We start from the raw sequence: 16,523 nt of genomic DNA on the forward strand, positions 1-16,523 counted from the left end.
CTGCCCAGTTTGTTATTTGCCTTGCTGGCTGCCTTGTTATTTGGAGATGCCAGAGTCCGCAACAACGGATGAAGGTGCTGTATGGAATGTCTCTCCAACAGGATTGGAGAAGGACAGCACACCGTCCTCCAACTTTCCATAGCGCAGCATCATCAGGTCCAGTGCATAATTCTGATGCAGCTTCCAGGGAGCTTTTGAGCCCTGATGGGGAATCGTCCCCTCCGCGCGCTGTACATAACCTGAGGTCATATCAAGGAAGGGGCGGAACTCAACACTATCGTCGGAGTTGCGCGGCATGCATTGCCGTACCCCCAATTGATCCATGTGTCGGATAACGCGTAACAGGTACTCTGTGACAATGTCTGCCTTCAAGGTCCACGAAGCATTGGTGTATCCGAATACCAATCCGAGGTTGGGCATATCCTGTAGCATGACCCCCTTGTAGCAAAGCTTTCGGGTGATATCGAACGGCTTGCCGTCAAGGTACAGCTCCGCACCACCCAGGGGTTGAATCGCAAGCCCTGTTGCCGTCACGACAATATCGGCTTCCAACTCAGCTCCTGATTTGAGCCTGATACCAGTGTCAGTAAGACACTCAACCTGATCCGTCACGATAGAGGCATTGCCTCCCCGCAAAGCCTCAAAAAGATCTCCGTCAGGCGCAATACACAAGCGTTCATCCCAAGGTTTATAGTACGGACTGAAGTGTTTGGCGTCGACGCCGGCCCCGGTCTGTTTGAGAGCCTGCTTACGAATGAAATTAGCCATTCCCTGAGGAAATGCCCGGCTCAACTTATACAGCAACAGGGAAAGAAAAATATTGCGGGTCCGGGCCAGACGATAGACCATTTTTTCCGGCAAGAACCTGCGCAGGAAATTAGAAACCGCATCCTCTCGCGGCAAAGACAGTATGTAGGTGGGAGACCGCTGCAGCATGGTAATGTGCTCTACCTTGTCCGCCATGGCCGGCACCAGCGTCACCGCCGTTGCACCACTGCCAATGACAACCACCTTCTTGCCGGTGTAATCCAGATCTTCCGGCCATTTCTGGGGATGTATGATCTGCCCGGCAAACTGGTCCTGGCCGGGAAACTCAGGTTGGTAGCCTCCGTCATAGTTGTAATATCCGGAGCAGCACAATAGAAAACGACAACAGTAACGCTTTACTTCCCCGGACTGCTCATCCAGAGCCTCTACTGTCCAGGTCGCCTGAGAGGAATCCCAATAAGCCCGCTTTACATAATTGCCGAAACGGATGTGCTCTTCTACGTGATATTCCGACGCGGTCTCTCGTATGTATTCCCGGATGGCCGGTCCATCGGCAATTGCCTGAGGATTGCTCCAGGCTTTGAAGTTATATCCCAGGGTATACATGTCCGAATCCGAGCGGATTCCCGGATAGCGAAACAAATCCCAGGTACCACCGATGGCCTGCCTTCGCTCCAGAATAACAAAGGACTTGTCCGGCAGTTCCCGCCGTATGTGGCAGGCCGCGCCAATGCCGGATAGTCCGGCTCCGATAATCAGAACATCACTGTATTGAGTTGCCATGAGATATTTCCCACCTGATGGTTTTCTTTATTTTTATTGACCCAAAGTTATTCTGGCACGTTGTCGTCGTAGTAATGAGGGGCGATCTGGTCATTTTACTTGTCATTAGAGGCCAATACTTCCCTTTTTTGGCCTCAGAACAAGTCGTAACAAGAATATTGCAGACTTATCCGTTCTCAAGCAGTCTGCCGCTATTTTGATTTTGTATCTGAAGGCAAAGACACAATGTCAAACCAATAGGTATCCATAATACTGACCATCGTGCTCAATTGTTCAAAATGAAGCGGATAGGGAAGGACAGAATTGGCTCCCAATGAATAGAACAAATGCGCCAGCTCGATTTGTTCCGGCAAGAGAAACACAATCGTGGGAACGACTTTCCAACGCCGCACAGATTGCAGGTCAATCAACGTCTGACGGGCTTGTTCGTCGTCTCCCAAATAAGCGATCAGGAACAGGTCAATCTGCCGTAACGCTTTCATCGTTGACGGCTCCGCCAGGTTCATTACAGATTGGCAGACTCTGAGATCATGATTCAGGCTAAAGGCAGCCATCGATTCTTCCACATGCTGGGCCACGTTTTCGTCATCAGTGAAGAGGATAATCGTATGCGATTGAAACTCATCAGGTGTTTCCATTATTCGTCACCCCCTTAACGCACTGGCGCTAAGTGACGGACGCAGTCTGGACTCCAGCAGACGATTGACCGCTTGCACTGTTAATGGCTTGTAGAAATAGAACCCCTGCCCGATGAGGCATCCCTGGTCCTTAATTTCCATAACGTGTTGCTCAGTTTCCAATCCTTCGGCAATGACCTCCAGTTTCAACCCCTCGGCCAGCGAGATGATGGCGCGAGTAATGGCCGGGTCGCAAATGCTCCCTGCCCCTTTTTCCGAGATGAAGCTACGATCGATCTTTATACGATCCAGAGGGATTTCCTTCAGGTAGCGCATGGACGAATACCCTGTGCCGAAATCATCGATGGAGATTTTGATGCCCAAATTCCGTAATGTATTAAACATCTGGAAACTGGCAGTCCCGGATTCAATGAAGACTTCTTCCGTCAACTCAATTTCCAGATCTCCGGCATCAATACCTGAATCGGATATTGTTTGCATGAGGTTGTCGAAGAAACCTCTGTATTTCAGTTGTTTCGGAGAAACATTCACTGACACCGGCACCTTGTATCCCATATCATTCCATTCTGCCATCTGACGGCAGGCTTCCTCCAATACCCACTCACCCATCGGAATAATCAGACCAGACTTCGTTGCCACCGGAATAAACTCAATCGGTGGTATCACCCCTCTTTCCGGATGATTCCAGCGTACCAACGCCTCCAAACCGACAATATCATTAGTCTCCAGGTCAATCTGAGGCTGGTAATACAGCTCAAGCTGGGAGCTGCTGATTGCCTCTTTCAGGCCCCTTTCGATCTCCAGTCCCTGAACCAGGCGCTCCTGCAGGCTTTCAGTAAAAAAGTGAAAATGACCCGGGCCCAGGGCTTTGGATTCATAGAGAGCCATGTCAGCTTTCTGCATCAATTCGATGCCGATGGAACCGTTGTCCGGATATATGGCCACCCCGATGCTGACTGAAATATCCAGGGTGGTATTACTGACAGGGGCTGGGCGTCCGACGCCTTCGATGATTTTGGAGACAATTTTCTCCACGTCATGATAGCCCTGGATATCATCCAGAAGGACCGTAAACTCATCCCCGCCGATACGGGCGACGAAGTCACTTTTTCTGACCAATCGACGCAGACGGTCTCCAACCAGGGTCAGCAGAAGATCCCCCACATGGTGACCCAGCGTATCGTTAACATCCTTGAAGCGGTCCAGATCCATGAAGATTACCGCCAATCTGCTTTTGTTACGGCCCGCCCTGGCAATCGCAAGTTCCATGTGCTCCTCAAAGATGAACCGGTTGCCCAGGCCCGTCAGAGGGTCACGGCGTACCAGTCTGGCGATTTCCAATTCGGCGGTTTTACGCTCGATCGCATGCCGGATACTTCTATCCAGCATACTTGAGTTGATTTCATCCTTGGGAATGAAATCCGCAGCGCCGGCCTTGATCAACATATCGTCCAGTTCAGCCGCCGTATTCCCGGTCATCACAATAATAGGTTTGTCTATATGCGCTTCCTGGGCACGTCTGAGTAGCTCAAACCCGGTTTCGTCACCTAAGAAATAATCCACCAGAATGACGTCATATTCGCTATCCATCAGCCTGTTCACCGCCTGATTATAGGCACTGACATGCTCGGTTTCGTATTTCACCCGGACGCTGCTCTTCAAGGCCTGATTGATCAGAATAAAGTCCTGGCGGTCGTCCTCTACCACCATCACCTTGATCAGTTTTTTACTCTTGGGAGATGCTTGTATGTCCATGAGAATCCCTATTTAAACTAAACCAATAGCGATAAACCTCACCGATGATTCTTTCCAGGCTGGCAAGATCATCAGGTTTGCAGATGTATGAGTTTGCTCCCAGCTCGTAACTGTTCATGATGTCTTCACCTGACTCGGAGGTAGAAAACACAATGATTGGCAATGATGCCAGTTTGCTATTGTTTTTAATGTCCCGAAGGCAACTTCGACCATCTTTCTTCGGCATATTGAGATCAAGAAATACAATGGTTGAATGGCTGAATAACTCAACTTCCTGATCATTCTCTGACAGCAGGTGAAGTGCTTCCATGAGTTCTTCGCCATCACGGAAACTCTTTACCGTAAAAGGCGTATTTGACCGTTTGACCGCCGTTCGAATCAGCAATAGGTCTTCAGGGTCATCATCCACAACCAGCAGTTGCGGCAGGTAATCAGAATCCAATGCCCACCTCCTTCTGATATATCGGGAGTTCAAAATAGATAGAAGCCCCTTTCCCCGGCGCTCCCTCAGCCCAAATCGCTCCCTGGTGCCGCTCAACAATCTTGCGGCAGATTGCCAACCCCATACCGGTACCGGAGTATGTATCCCGCCCATGGAGACGCTTGAACACCTCAAAAATCTGCTCAGAGTAACGAGGGTCGAAACCGATGCCGTTGTCTTTGATACAGATTTGGTAAATATCATCCTGAATGACCGTGCCGTTGATACTCACAACAGGCACATTTCCATCGACCTTGTATTTCAGGCTGTTGGCGATAACGTTCTGCATCAATTGCCTGACCTGACTCGTATCGCACTCAATCGTGGCCAGAAACCCGGTTTGGATTTCAGCGCCAGATTCATCAATGGCCAACTGCAGGTCTGATAAGACATCCTCCAGGATCTTATTCAAATCCGTTGGCTGAAAGCAGCTTCCCTTGGAAGTTACCCGGCTGTATGACAGCAAGCTGTCCAGCAACTCCCTCATCCTCTCCGCAGCGCTGACCACATAGCCTGAAAATTCCTGCCCCTCTGAGGTAAATTCACCGTAATCCTGACTCTGCAGCAACTTGGAAAAGGAGATGATTTTCCTTAACGGTTCCCGCAAATCATGGGAAGCAATAAAAGCAAACTCCTGTAGTTCCCGATTTGATCTTTCCAGTGCGGAATTCCGACTTTCTATACGCCGTTCATATTCTTTGCGCTCACTGACATCCACCACAGAAGCAACGATTTCCTGCCGATCAATACTCCCCACAGGGTTCAAGCCAATTTCCACAGGCACCCGAGTGCCGTCCTGTCGCAGGCCGTAGAGATCCTTTCTCTCTCCCATCGCCCGGCGTTCCGGGGCATCACAGTAGAGACCACGGTCTTCAACATGTTGTTTGCGTAATTCGGAAGGCACCAGTAACTCGATACTTTTTCCCTCCAGCTCCTCCGACGCGTAGCGGAAGATGGAAAGAGCCTGTTCGTTGGCCTGAAGCACTTTGCCCTGCCGGTTGATGACGATCATGCCATTCGGAGCACACTCGAAGATGCTGCGAAAGCGTTGCTGTGCCCGGGTGGCAAGCTCAATCTGGTTTTCCAGTGCCTGCTTGGCAGATTCCAATTCCTGGGTCCGCTCTGCCACCTTATGTTCTAACGATAAATAAAGTCTGCGGAGTTCCTGCTCTACTTCTTCCCGTCGGGACATTTCATCTCCCAGAGCCCTGTTGCGCTCTTCCAGTATCGCCAGGCTCGGCATACTGAGCACCTTGGGAAGCAGTGGCCATACCAGTACCGCTGTTACCAAAGAGACTAACGCGGTAAAACCTTTGACGTAGCCTTCCAGATAATAATTGCTGTGCCAGGTATTCCAGATATTGAGAAGGTGAGTGGTTCCGCAGGCAAAAATGAAGCAGGCAAACAGGATAAAAATCCAATTGAATTCAAAGTCCCGTTTTTTAACCCAGATTAGATACAACGCCAGAGGAATGGAGTAATACGATACGGCAATCAGCGCGTCAGAAGCCGTATGCAGAAAGACAAGATCTGTCTGCCAAAGATAGCAATAACCATGAGGCGTCAACGTTTGTGAGGAAAATTGGGCCAGCAGTTCGTCCATGCATCCTCCAATGAATTAGCGCAGACCTGTTTAGAATATTCCCGTACGGCTATGCCCATAGCACATTTAGTGACGCCTCCGGATAACACCCATCCTGGAAACGACAACCATGTATCAGTGTAGATCGCACTATCAGCTAAAGCGAATATCCCGAGTAATTCCGAAGGATATTATTCGGCAAACCTAAATAATGATTTGATTTCTCTTTAAAAAACTTGGAAGACGCTAGAGAAGATACTAGATAAAGATGGTAAGGAGACTAGCGATAATAGGGATGGTACAGAGACTAGTAACAATAAAGGATTAGCGAAAGAACTAGCGGACGTACAGGCAGATGAAGACTCGCTTCATCTGCCACAAGTCTTTTATTTGACACCATAATCCGCAAGGATCTTGTTGTAGGTTCCATCAGCCTTTATGGCCGCCAGTCCCCGGTTATAAGCATCAATGATTTTCTGCCCTCTGGCATTCGCCCTTCCGGCCGCGACATGAAGATTGTTCACTGACAAAGCACTGGTCGTGAAATCCACGGCTCCGAGATCCAAACCGGCTCCCTTGATCACAGACTTGGCGACGATTTCATCTTCCAGAGTCAGATCAATACGGCCACTCAACAATTTCTTGATATTTGCTTCTATGCTGCCCGCTTCCGGCCGGGAAAAATTGCCTGCCTTGGAGAATTCATCCCCATAGCCATAACCACTGACAATACCCACTTTTTTCCCACTGAGACTATCCAGCCCGTTAAACTCGAAGGCGTCTCCTTTTTTCTTGATGAACTTGATACTGTTCTGCGCGTAGTAATCGCTATATATCAGGTAGCCTTCGCGCTCTTCGGTATACCAGGCCCCCGGCAGCAGATCTACATTGCCATTCTTGACCTCATTTAATGCCCGATTCCAGGGCATGATTTTGAAATCCACCGTGTAGCCTTCCTTTGCCATGGCCGCCTTCAATAAGGCAATCGATATACCCGGATCCGAACCTTCCTGAATAAAAGGAGGCCAGGGATCCTGAGCCGCCGTAACAGTTTCAGCTTGGACAGAAAATGCAAACAGCAGGCTAACTATCAAAGTGGAGATTATCTTCATTAAGGTACCTCACTAAGCCGTGACTTTCACTTTCGCTTGGGCGACCTGAAGCTACCACTCTCAGGTCCTGAACTTCGACAACCTTCCTATCACTTCTCCAGCGAGCTGACTGACATCTTCTGCCCGCTCAGCTGATGCCGTGGCATTTTGGGACAGGGAGGTCGCAACCCCGGATATTTCTACGATGTTCTGATTGATTTCATTGATCACATTACTCTGCTCATCAGAAGCCGTAGAAATGTGGATATTTTTCTCTGCCATGGTCTGGATAACCGCGTTGATTTCCTCAATGGCTTCACCAGCCTTATTCACCCGTTCAACGCCGGCCTGAGTTCTTTCAGCCAGTAGCGCAACCCCTTTCTCAACGGCATCGCTGACACTCTGCAGAGTCTCAATACTTGCCTGAATTTCATCCGTGGACTGGCTGGTTTTGACGGCAAGGTTACGTACCTCATCCGCTACCACGGCAAATCCGCGCCCGGCTTCACCCGCCCTGGCAGCTTCTATTGCCGCATTAAGTGCCAACAGGTTCGTCTGCTCGGAAATACTCTTGATCACTTCCAGAACCTGGCTGATGTTCTTACCTTCTGAAATCAACTGGGATGCACGGGTTGTAACGGTTCCAATCTCGGTGGCCAGTGAATCGATATCGCGGACGACTTCTCCCACAATGGCCTTGCCTTGAGAGCTTTTTTCCATGGCGCTACCCGCATCCTCGGAAGCTTGCGCAGCACTGCGGGCCACTTCAGAGATCGACTCCGTCATTTCAGAGGTAGCGGTGGCCATCATCTCAATCTGGGATTGTTGCCCGGCCAGGTGCTGCGAGGTTTCCGCCGCCATTTCACGGTTCCGGCTGGACTGGTTCTGCAACTCAGCCGCCGCCGCGCTAATACTGGAGACAATTTCCTTCAGAGAGTTAACAAAGGTATTGAAGCCGTTGGTCAAGCGATCCAACTCTTTGCCGGGAGGCATTTCCAACTGTTTGGTAAGATCCCCTTCCCCAGTGGCAATTTCCTGGATGGCGTCGGAAATCACTTCGATCGGCTTTAGAACTGTGCGACTCAGTACAACCAGCATCAACAGGGTAATGGCGATATCCAGGACCACAATCATCACAACCTGTTGGGTCAAAAGACCGTTCAGGCGAGGAGCTATAATATTCATGTCGACATAGACAGTTACTTTCCCGACAGCGTTTTCCTCACCATATTCCACGTAGGTCAGGTTGGCTTCCACCGTATCCGTGGAACTTTCAGGAGGCGCTTTGATTTCAACAAAGACAGGGTCGCCGTTGTCGTCAACACCATCCTTACCGAACCACGACAAGGTCTTTCCGTCTGCACCTGTGACCTGTATCGCCGCCATGACGTCTGCGGTAAGTTCTGATTTGATATTGGCGTTCAGCGGATCAATGCTGTAATTCCAGATCGGCCCCGGCAGGCTGAGCTGCATACGCCCGACTGCCGCGTTAACCGCATTGTTTAAATCTTTTACCAGATCATCCTTGAGACTGTTGTAGTTGTAGTAGCCGAACAGCACCAGTATCAATGTGACGACCACAACAATTTGACTAATAAATTGAAACTTGATGCTCCTGAGCATGACGTTCCTCACCACTACTAAAGGTACCCGGATAATCAGGTATTTAGACGATTGTTAATTTGGGTGATCTGAATAGGAATTCACCGGTAACTTTAAGAATAGACAAAAAATTATCATTAGATAAAAAATGCACAGATTTTTGTCGCTTTCTTGTAAAGTTCTCGCCGCTTAGGGACACATTCCCACGGGTCGGCAATACAAGGGAAGTTATCTATACTCAATTACTGAACAGAAAATGCACAGCGCCAACATTCATTGAACAGGACTCATAACAACCATAAGGGGTCGAATCATGAACGATCGTTTGTATTACTGGACAGCCATTCTACTGACGCTTTTCAGCCTGTCTGCGCAAGCCATAGACGTCCGCCACGCAGAAGCCCGGGAAGGCTCCGTACTGGATCAATACTCGATAGATCTACTGAAGTATCTGATCGAAAGTTCCGGGGAAACGGCCAATCTGATCCCCTACAAACCTTCCGGAGCCCAAACCCGCAAAGAGTTACAGCTCAAAGAAGGAAAATATGATATCGACTGGCTGGGGGCCACCGCAGACATTGAGCAACGGGTAACCCCCATTCGTTATCCAATTTTGCGGGGATTACTGGGCCATCGGGTGTTTATCACCAATAAGCAAATCAGCGGCAAACTGTCCAAGGGCATGTCAGTCGACGATCTGAAAGCCATGACGCTGGTGCAGGGTCAGGGCTGGGGTGACATACCGATTCTGGTAGGCGGCGGATTTACCAGGATGCAGACCAGCCCAAGCTTCGACAATATTTTTAAGATGATCGACAGCAACCGCGCGGACCTGTTCCCCCGCTCAATTATCGAACCCTATGGAGAACTGGCCAGTCGCTGCAAGCTGGATGAAAATTATGTCTGTACCGACAAGAACATGTTGGTGGATGATAAATTGCTCGTGGTGTACAAGCTTCCCATGTTTTATTTCGTCTCACCCACACGCCAGGACCTGATCGACCTGCTGAACAAAGCGTTCAGTACCCATTACGACGGCTTTCTGGAGTTTTTCAATAACCATCCCCTGGTGAAAGACTCTCTCCAAAAAATGGAAGGGCGCACAGTTTTCAAGATCGAAAAGAACGAATCCCTGAGTGCCGAGACCAACGCTATTCCTGACAAATACTGGCTGAGCCTCTAAACCTTGGAGGCCGCCAACATTTTGGGATTTACCGGAACTTTAAAAGCTGCCGGTATTTTGGACACTAGCGGTATCTAGCAAGTTGCTGGTATCCAGGAAGTTACCGGTATTTAAGAAGCCCAATGGTGATCGCTGCAATATCCCGGGCAGGCTGACTGGCATCATACACAAAGAGAGCACCATCCGAGCTGACGACTCCGTATCGCCCGTTGATCGTCAGCTCCCCATCGCTGTCCACGTTGTAGTCCAGACGCTCTTCCCGCAAGGCAACATCATTGGTGACCAGGGTCTGGCGATTAATGCCTGACCCGGCACCATCGGCCGTATACTCACTGAGAATCAGAGAGCCTTCGATGGAATCCTGGTATAACGTCCCCATCCAGTAGGTTCCTGATATTTTGCTGTTCGACATCCCCCCGGAAGTATTGCGAATGCAGACATTCCAGTTAAGACGTTTTTTCCAGGCTTTATTCAATGGCTGAATAGCGGATACCGGTTCCACCGGGTTCGGTGGATATCCGCACCCCGGATCAGTGTCAGGACAAGTACCGGCAAACAGATCCTCATTAATTTTCCGCTCTACGTATGCCACCTGCGAAAAATGCACAACACTACCGTCGCTCGAAGCCCCGCCAAATGCTTTAACTTCGATCGGGCAGCCTCCCAGATATGGCACCTGGAAATACTCTGTTCCAAACTCGTCCTCTAAAAGAATCTTGTCACAGCTATTATCGATAACTGGCTCAAACACCCCTTTCCAGTATCCGTCTGACGAGGCATCAGTCACTTCGAGGACTTTATTTCTGGTGAACCCGTACCCAAACAGTTTTGCAGGATCACCCGTCCCCGGCGTGGTTTTGGTCATCGAGAGATTGTCCGCATCGACAAACTGAGCGCTGTACGAGTGGACTTCCATGGGACCATCTTCAATCAGGTCGCCATCGCCATCCCGCTGATCTTCCAGTCGTATGCAGGTGTAGTTACCGTCAGTCAAATCCGGCGGCGTCACGGTATCGGTATCGCTTTCCGGCAACTTCCCGATCGGGGTAAACAGACCCAAAGCGACTTCCTGGGTGTTCAAGGTCATGAATGTCTTGAGCGACTTGTTTGGCATCATCAATCGATAGTTGGCATTTTTTTCCGTGTAGTACTGTTCGGCACTCTGGTATCGCCACTCGATCCCCCGATAAGGGATGAATTCGCCTTTGTTATCCTGTTCCAGCGCATCCAAAAAGGTAGAAGCGGCAGTATCGGCGGTATAGCCAATGGAAATTCTGGCATCACCACGATTCAAGGAACTTTCAGTTCCGATCGTATTGCCTTGCAGGAAAAATGGATCGCCTATTACCAAGGGGGTTTTGGGTTTATTTTCCAGCTCTTCACAGCCCATCATCATCAAGGGAACAGCAACTGCGAATGCAAATTTGGTAAGCGATGTCGAACTGATACGTGCCAGGTTCATTGTTATTCCGTTACAAAACTCAACATATTCTTACTCAGGCATACTAAAGAGCATGCGCAAAAATACGTTGATCAACTTGGCAATTGTTAAAGGAGAGGAAACCCCAAAGAAAGGAAGCTAAGGAAGCTAAGGAAGCTCCGGAGCATAGAACTCAGGAGCGACGTTTCCGGTATTTGGGGTTGGTGGATGCCGCCATACTGGTGAGAGACTTGTACTCCTCAAAAGAGGCGACAATCGCATTGATCAAATCTTCAGGTTCATCAATCAACTCGCGGTCCACATTGATACCGATCTGGACGCCACCGTTGTAACTCAGAAGACTCAGCCCCAGACCAATGTCCCCCGCCTGAGGCACCCAGAACATCAGTTCCTTCACCTGACTTCCAGCCAGATAACGCGCCCGTCTGGCCGCCGGAACATTAGAAAGCACCATGGAGGTCTTATTGCTGAACAATTCCAGCAACGACTCCTGCACCCCTTGCGGCACCAGGCCAATCGCTGCCAATAAAGTGTGCGAGAGGGTTGGCTGCATAGATTCCTTCAAGGCCATCATGTCATGTTTGACCTTATACAACCGCTCTACCGGATTGCCGATTTGAGCCGCCAGCGGCACAAAGACGGTACCGAATTGATTTCCCAGTTCATGCAGTTGCACTCGCCCGGCTCGGGTTTCCAAGGGCCTTAGGTTGACCGGGAGCGTGGCATGTACCCGGAGCTCATCCACATCATCTTCCCGCTCGACCAATAACTGACGCAGTCCACCACTGACACAGGCCAGCAGCACATCATTAATAGTGCAGCCAAAACTCTGGGCCACTTGTTTAAAGTCCGTCAGGGGAATAGCTTCGGACCAGCTACAGGATTTCATGACACCAAGACTACGCCGTAAAGATCGCGCATTGTCAGAAGGCAGGGCTGCGAGCTTGGCCAATTCTGCCGCACCATTCAGACCACTGCGAATGGTATCCATCGCATATTCTGAATTCTGCAGCATTTGCCGCCCTTCTTCCGTCAGCCGATAGCTGAGTCGGGTACACTTCTCTACCGCTCGCGCCAGACTTTCTATGCCGAAACTAAGAGCCTGTCTGGCCTGCTGAGTGCCTTTAACAGACTCCTGCCCCGGGAAAGGATCTATATTGGGAGTCTGATCAGATATGCTGCCGAATACGGCCGCCAGGGACAGCCCATCTGCATAACTGTGGTGCACACGCATCACCGCCACATGCTGTCCCTGGTAATTCTCCACCAGAACGAACTGCCACATGGGCTTGGTGGGATCCAGAGGAGTGCTCATCTGCTCTCCAATAAACTCCTGCAGGGTTTTCTTGTCTGCCGGCTCCGGCAATGCCACACGGCGAACATGGTAATCCAGGGAAAAGTGTTGTGCAGGCTCCCAGAGATAGACACCTGAGTGACTCCTGGGCACCTTGAGAAAACGAGAAAATGTCAGAAAGCGGGTACGTACGAGTTCCTTGAACTTGCTGAATTTTATTGGCTCAACCACGGCCATTGCGGTAATGACCATATTATTGGTGGGGCGATCCAGCCGCAGCCAGGCCGCATCGACACCGTTGACAGGTTCAAAGGATGTATCACTCATAGAAAATAACTTGGTTGCAGTACCCACTGAATTATTGCATCCCTGTGATGATAGCGTGAATTCCTGGTGACCGTCGATTTACAGGACGGTTACCAGGAGATTACAAAATGTTACAATCATCCCACATACCCAGACCTATAATCGGGTAATCAACTACTGCCAGGATGGCCCTGCCAAGCATTATCCGCTTGTATTATATGGCATGATGAAAGGACCAATCGGGGATGTCTATTATCCGAAGGTTTGTTTCAGACCTTTGTCGAGTGCCCCGAATACTACAAAGAATAACGATAATCCCGTCCCGGGCTCCCAAAATCCACATTATTATGGTTAGGGAATATACTGGGTAAAAAACGGGGGCATAGGCAGACTGGGAGTACAACTCAATGAAAGCCATTCATGCACGAAAGTTATTGCGTCCGATTGACCCCGCGTATACCGAAATGTTCTCCGGGCGGGTTTATTCTATAGGCAAAGGCGCAGCCTCTGTCAGAAACCACAGTGCACCTGCCGAAAATACAGTGATAGGTGTTCACGGATTCCTGGAAAACCACTGTTACTTTACCCAAACCTACCAGGCTCCCGATACTGAGCTTATATTGCTGACCTGCAGCAACTACCACATTCCAGTCAGCGGTCCGACGGTGGTGGAAGCCCCCTGGCAAAAACCAATCAAATATCTGGAAGCCACGATCGAATATGACGCTTCCATTCTCAACCAAACCATCGAGAACCTGCCTTCAACTAAGAGAATCAGAGTTCACGGACACAGCCGTGGCGGTGCTGTGATCATGGAAGCCATGTTACAACGCCCGGAGCTGTTTAAGGATATTGATGTGGTGTTGGAAGCCCCGGTACTCCCACAGGGGAAACTACATCCACTGGTCAGTGTCCTGCTGGATCCGGTCAGCCATGGTATGTGGCCCTGGGTCATTCGCCTGATCAACTCAGCCCCGTCAACCGCTTACGGACAGACCTTCTTCGGCAAAATCAATCCCAGAAAAAGGGCTTTGCTGGACAAACTGTTTGCCGCGACCAGAGACCACCTGACCATCGTGCGAAACATTGAAAACATCATCGCATGGATGGAGAAAACCGGGCCTGATGCCTATAAGCACATGCGTCACGGAACAATTCTGATCCCTAAAATAGATCGCATCCTTGATCGCGAAGCCATGCTGAAAAGCGCAGAGCACTCGGCCAACGCCATTCGCATCATTGAGACGGGTGCAACCAGTCACTTTGTCACCCTGGACAGCCAGGAGTGGGTGCCCTCTCTTGCGCACCTGCCTGAGCTTCATGCAAAGGTAAACGCAAGCTGACTTTCTTTAAAGTGCGCGCTTTACAGTGCGCGGCAGCCTGCTCTAGGTAGGCGTACCTAGACTTTCTCGGTTACACTCCTGCTGCGCAGGCAACATATACGCCTGCGGTTTCCCAAATGAATCTTTAACCAACCTACTGAGATCCGATGTCCAAAGAAAAGCTGCTGAGTGTACAAGCCAAGACCCCCCATACCCGAAGACTTCAGCAGTTACTTCTGGAATACAATGAATATCGCAAGCAACGGGATCTACATCCGCTGGGGGAGTTCATCGATTACCTTGGCGATTGGCAGATCACCCGGCTGAAAAGAACCCATCACGATCTCTATGCAACTCCGCAGTATCACGATGCCCTGGAGTTTCTATTGAAGGATTTATATTCCCCCAAAGAGTTCACCCAACGGGACGCAGATTTGGAGCGTATATTTCCCAAAATGGTCAAGCTTCTTCCAGACCAGGCGTTGGGCACCGTTGCCAACCTGATCGAACTCAACCTGCTGACCCAGAAGCTGGATGAGCACATGGCGGTGGTGTTAGCCGAGGAAATGAACGTAAAAGAAATAACCGAGACGACTTACGCCGAAGCCTTTCGCCGATGTGACAATCTTTCCGTCAGGGAGCATCAGATTCATCTGATACAAAGCTCTGGTGAAGAACTTGAAAAATACGTAAAAAGCCGTTTCCTGAGCTTCAGCCTTTCAATCACACAAGGCGCGGCGGAAATGGCCGGTCTGGGCCAACTGCATCAGTTCCTGGTCAGGGGGATGAAAGCTTTCAAGGAAATCGGGGGAGTGAAATCGTTACTGGATAGCATTGTCTTGCGGGAACGCGATATTCTACAGAGAATATATGCCGGTCATGAAACACCATTTGCGACTTAATGGCACCAAGAGCCTGCACACTCTGACAGGCTCTTGCTTGGTATTCACAATCATCACAATCCGGACCACCATCGATCCGGATGCCTCTGATTCAGGTCAAACCACCCCATCCATATTATCCAGATGATTGTGAACCTCCTGTTCAATACGATCTTTGAAAGGTCGCACCAGCAATCCCAGCTCGAGGCGGATATGGAGCTTTCCGGGAGTCACTTCAAGCTGCCCCTTGATTCCCGAACGCTTGAACTTCAGCACGTTATCCTGCCACTGATAGTCAACGCTAAACCGTTCTGACAGGCTGACTGCCAGTTCATTGGCAGTTTCCTTGGCGTGCTCGATATCCATGGTGTGGTCACGGGTTATTTCAATCACCGACATGTCTTACAACCTTTCACTAGTGTTCGTTCTTGAATAATGTGCGGATATTACCCCATCAATTTCCTCACGTCCTCACTCAGTGTCAATGACGGCCGCCTTTAGCTCATAAGACGCTCAATAACAGTATATTGACGGGAATCTGCACCCGGATTAGCACTATATATTCTCTCTCTGCGATTGCGGGTAGGACTTTCTTAACGAGATGAGTAGAATACCGTCCATCATTGCATTAGGAGAGGGTCCATGGCCGACCAAAACACCACACATTTTGGCTACAAGGAAGTACCTGCCAAAGAGAAGGAGTCACACGTCGCCAAGGTGTTCGACTCCGTCGCCAGCAAATACGACATTATGAATGACCTGATGTCACTGGGTATCCATCGACTGTGGAAGCGCTTCACAATCGACAAAAGCGGTGTAAGAGCCGGACATGCGGTTTTGGATATTGCCGGTGGAACCGGAGATCTGGCGAAGAAATTCGCACGTATCGTGGGGCCGACTGGACGTGTGGTACTGGCCGATATCAATGCTTCCATGCTTGAGGTGGGACGCGACCGGTTAACCGACGAAGGGTTTGGCGGACAAATAGAATTTGTGCAGGCCAATGCCGAAGCGCTCCCGTTTCCTGACAATACGTTTGATTGCATCACCATTGCCTTTGGATTACGCAACGTCACCAATAAAGATACCGCCTTGGCCGATATGGCCAGAGTGCTCAAACCCGGCGGACGTCTCTTGGTGCTGGAATTTTCCAAACCGGAAAATCCCCTGCTGACCAAGGCCTATGACACTTACTCCTTCACAGCCCTTCCCATGATCGGGCAACTGGTCGCCAACGACAGCGAAAGCTATCGTTATCTGGCAGAGTCCATCCGGATGCATCCTGACCAGGAAACCCTGAAAGGCATGATGGAAGAAGCAGGCTTAAGTCTCTGCAAGTACTACAACCTGACCGGCGGGATTGTCGCGCTGCACACCGGAATTAAGGCCTGAGCAA

The 16,523-nt window shown here is 50.0% G+C and carries 14 protein-coding genes; 4 read left to right on the forward strand and 10 right to left on the reverse strand.

Translation table 11 applies throughout. The features are described from left to right. Nucleotides 1–36: 36 nt before the first annotated feature. The 7 genes from BTA51_RS00285 to BTA51_RS00315 all read right to left on the reverse strand — a co-directional run bounded on the left by BTA51_RS00285 (nucleotide 37) and on the right by BTA51_RS00315 (nucleotide 8,721). Complete coding sequence (locus BTA51_RS00285) at nucleotides 37–1,551, reverse strand: NAD(P)/FAD-dependent oxidoreductase (RefSeq protein ID WP_094705129.1); 1,515 nt, start codon at nucleotides 1,549–1,551, stop codon at nucleotides 37–39. Nucleotides 1,552–1,742: 191 nt separating this feature from the next. Next, entirely contained in the window at nucleotides 1,743–2,189 is a 447-nt protein-coding gene (locus tag BTA51_RS00290) for a hypothetical protein (RefSeq protein ID WP_094705131.1), read from the reverse strand. Between the two features lie 6 nt (nucleotides 2,190–2,195). Beyond that, the gene (locus tag BTA51_RS00295) at nucleotides 2,196–3,944 is read right to left on the reverse strand and encodes a GGDEF domain-containing response regulator (protein ID WP_094705133.1); all 1,749 of its coding nucleotides are present in this window, start codon (nucleotides 3,942–3,944) and stop codon (nucleotides 2,196–2,198) included. Further along, the gene (locus tag BTA51_RS00300; RefSeq protein ID WP_168188010.1) at nucleotides 3,916–4,386 is read right to left on the reverse strand and encodes a response regulator; all 471 of its coding nucleotides are present in this window, start codon (nucleotides 4,384–4,386) and stop codon (nucleotides 3,916–3,918) included. The genes BTA51_RS00295 and BTA51_RS00300 overlap by 29 nt, the downstream gene beginning before the upstream one ends. Then, nucleotides 4,376–6,028 (reverse strand): ATP-binding protein, encoded by a 1,653-nt coding sequence (locus BTA51_RS00305; RefSeq protein WP_094705137.1) that lies wholly within the window; start codon nucleotides 6,026–6,028, stop codon nucleotides 4,376–4,378. The genes BTA51_RS00300 and BTA51_RS00305 overlap by 11 nt, the downstream gene beginning before the upstream one ends. Nucleotides 6,029–6,393: 365 nt before the next feature. After that, nucleotides 6,394–7,119 carry a transporter substrate-binding domain-containing protein gene (locus BTA51_RS00310; protein ID WP_094705139.1) on the reverse strand — a complete coding sequence of 242 codons (726 nt, stop codon included), beginning with the start codon at nucleotides 7,117–7,119 and terminating at the stop codon, nucleotides 6,394–6,396. A gap of 60 nt (nucleotides 7,120–7,179) precedes the next feature. Then, the gene (locus tag BTA51_RS00315; RefSeq protein ID WP_094705141.1) at nucleotides 7,180–8,721 is read right to left on the reverse strand and encodes a methyl-accepting chemotaxis protein; all 1,542 of its coding nucleotides are present in this window, start codon (nucleotides 8,719–8,721) and stop codon (nucleotides 7,180–7,182) included. 292 nt (nucleotides 8,722–9,013) lie between these two features. Here BTA51_RS00315 and BTA51_RS00320 point away from each other — a divergent pair, with 292 nt between their 5' ends. After that, on the forward strand, nucleotides 9,014–9,883 hold the full coding sequence (locus BTA51_RS00320; RefSeq protein ID WP_094705143.1) for a hypothetical protein: 870 nt from the start codon (nucleotides 9,014–9,016) through the stop codon (nucleotides 9,881–9,883). Nucleotides 9,884–9,983: 100 nt separating this feature from the next. On the opposite strand, the gene BTA51_RS00325 is transcribed toward BTA51_RS00320, so the two are convergent. Further along, nucleotides 9,984–11,345: a hypothetical protein gene (locus BTA51_RS00325; RefSeq protein ID WP_094705145.1), complete on the reverse strand. Its 1,362-nt coding sequence runs from the start codon at nucleotides 11,343–11,345 to the stop codon at nucleotides 9,984–9,986. A 151-nt stretch (nucleotides 11,346–11,496) separates the two neighbouring features. After that, nucleotides 11,497–12,945 (reverse strand): wax ester/triacylglycerol synthase family O-acyltransferase, encoded by a 1,449-nt coding sequence (locus BTA51_RS00330; protein ID WP_094706008.1) that lies wholly within the window; start codon nucleotides 12,943–12,945, stop codon nucleotides 11,497–11,499. A 386-nt stretch (nucleotides 12,946–13,331) separates the two neighbouring features. Here BTA51_RS00330 and BTA51_RS00335 point away from each other — a divergent pair, with 386 nt between their 5' ends. Both BTA51_RS00335 and BTA51_RS00340 read left to right on the forward strand, forming a co-directional pair. Next, nucleotides 13,332–14,267: an alpha/beta hydrolase gene (locus BTA51_RS00335; protein ID WP_094705147.1), complete on the forward strand. Its 936-nt coding sequence runs from the start codon at nucleotides 13,332–13,334 to the stop codon at nucleotides 14,265–14,267. Nucleotides 14,268–14,413: 146 nt separating this feature from the next. Continuing rightward, on the forward strand, nucleotides 14,414–15,148 hold the full coding sequence (locus BTA51_RS00340) for a hypothetical protein (protein ID WP_094705149.1): 735 nt from the start codon (nucleotides 14,414–14,416) through the stop codon (nucleotides 15,146–15,148). Nucleotides 15,149–15,244: 96 nt separating this feature from the next. Here BTA51_RS00340 and BTA51_RS00345 read toward each other — a convergent pair whose 3' ends face one another. Further along, entirely contained in the window at nucleotides 15,245–15,526 is a 282-nt protein-coding gene (locus BTA51_RS00345) for a polyhydroxyalkanoic acid system family protein (protein WP_094705151.1), read from the reverse strand. Between the two features lie 243 nt (nucleotides 15,527–15,769). Here BTA51_RS00345 and ubiE point away from each other — a divergent pair, with 243 nt between their 5' ends. After that, nucleotides 15,770–16,519, forward strand: a complete 750-nt coding sequence (gene ubiE / locus BTA51_RS00350; RefSeq protein ID WP_094705153.1) for a bifunctional demethylmenaquinone methyltransferase/2-methoxy-6-polyprenyl-1,4-benzoquinol methylase UbiE — start codon at nucleotides 15,770–15,772, stop codon at nucleotides 16,517–16,519. The last annotated feature ends 4 nt before the right edge of the window (nucleotides 16,520–16,523 follow it).

This window comes from Hahella sp. CCB-MM4 (assembly GCF_002260525.1).
Lineage (GTDB): Bacteria > Pseudomonadota > Gammaproteobacteria > Pseudomonadales > Oleiphilaceae > Hahella.

Bases quoted from the DNA above. Each gene is read 5' to 3' on its own strand.
- BTA51_RS00285 (WP_094705129.1), bottom strand. From the start codon at position 1,551: ATGGCAACTCAATACAGTGATGTTCTGATTATCGGAGCCGGACTATCC.
- BTA51_RS00290 (WP_094705131.1), bottom strand. From the start codon at position 2,189: ATGGAAACACCTGATGAGTTTCAATCGCATACGATTATCCTCTTCACT.
- BTA51_RS00295 (WP_094705133.1), bottom strand. From the start codon at position 3,944: ATGGACATACAAGCATCTCCCAAGAGTAAAAAACTGATCAAGGTGATG.
- BTA51_RS00305 (WP_094705137.1), bottom strand. From the start codon at position 6,028: ATGGACGAACTGCTGGCCCAATTTTCCTCACAAACGTTGACGCCTCAT.
- BTA51_RS00310 (WP_094705139.1), bottom strand. From the start codon at position 7,119: ATGAAGATAATCTCCACTTTGATAGTTAGCCTGCTGTTTGCATTTTCT.
- BTA51_RS00315 (WP_094705141.1), bottom strand. From the start codon at position 8,721: ATGCTCAGGAGCATCAAGTTTCAATTTATTAGTCAAATTGTTGTGGTC.
- BTA51_RS00320 (WP_094705143.1), top strand. From the start codon at position 9,014: ATGAACGATCGTTTGTATTACTGGACAGCCATTCTACTGACGCTTTTC.
- BTA51_RS00325 (WP_094705145.1), bottom strand. From the start codon at position 11,345: ATGAACCTGGCACGTATCAGTTCGACATCGCTTACCAAATTTGCATTC.
- BTA51_RS00330 (WP_094706008.1), bottom strand. From the start codon at position 12,945: ATGAGTGATACATCCTTTGAACCTGTCAACGGTGTCGATGCGGCCTGG.
- BTA51_RS00335 (WP_094705147.1), top strand. From the start codon at position 13,332: ATGAAAGCCATTCATGCACGAAAGTTATTGCGTCCGATTGACCCCGCG.
- BTA51_RS00340 (WP_094705149.1), top strand. From the start codon at position 14,414: ATGTCCAAAGAAAAGCTGCTGAGTGTACAAGCCAAGACCCCCCATACC.
- BTA51_RS00345 (WP_094705151.1), bottom strand. From the start codon at position 15,526: ATGTCGGTGATTGAAATAACCCGTGACCACACCATGGATATCGAGCAC.
- ubiE (WP_094705153.1), top strand. From the start codon at position 15,770: ATGGCCGACCAAAACACCACACATTTTGGCTACAAGGAAGTACCTGCC.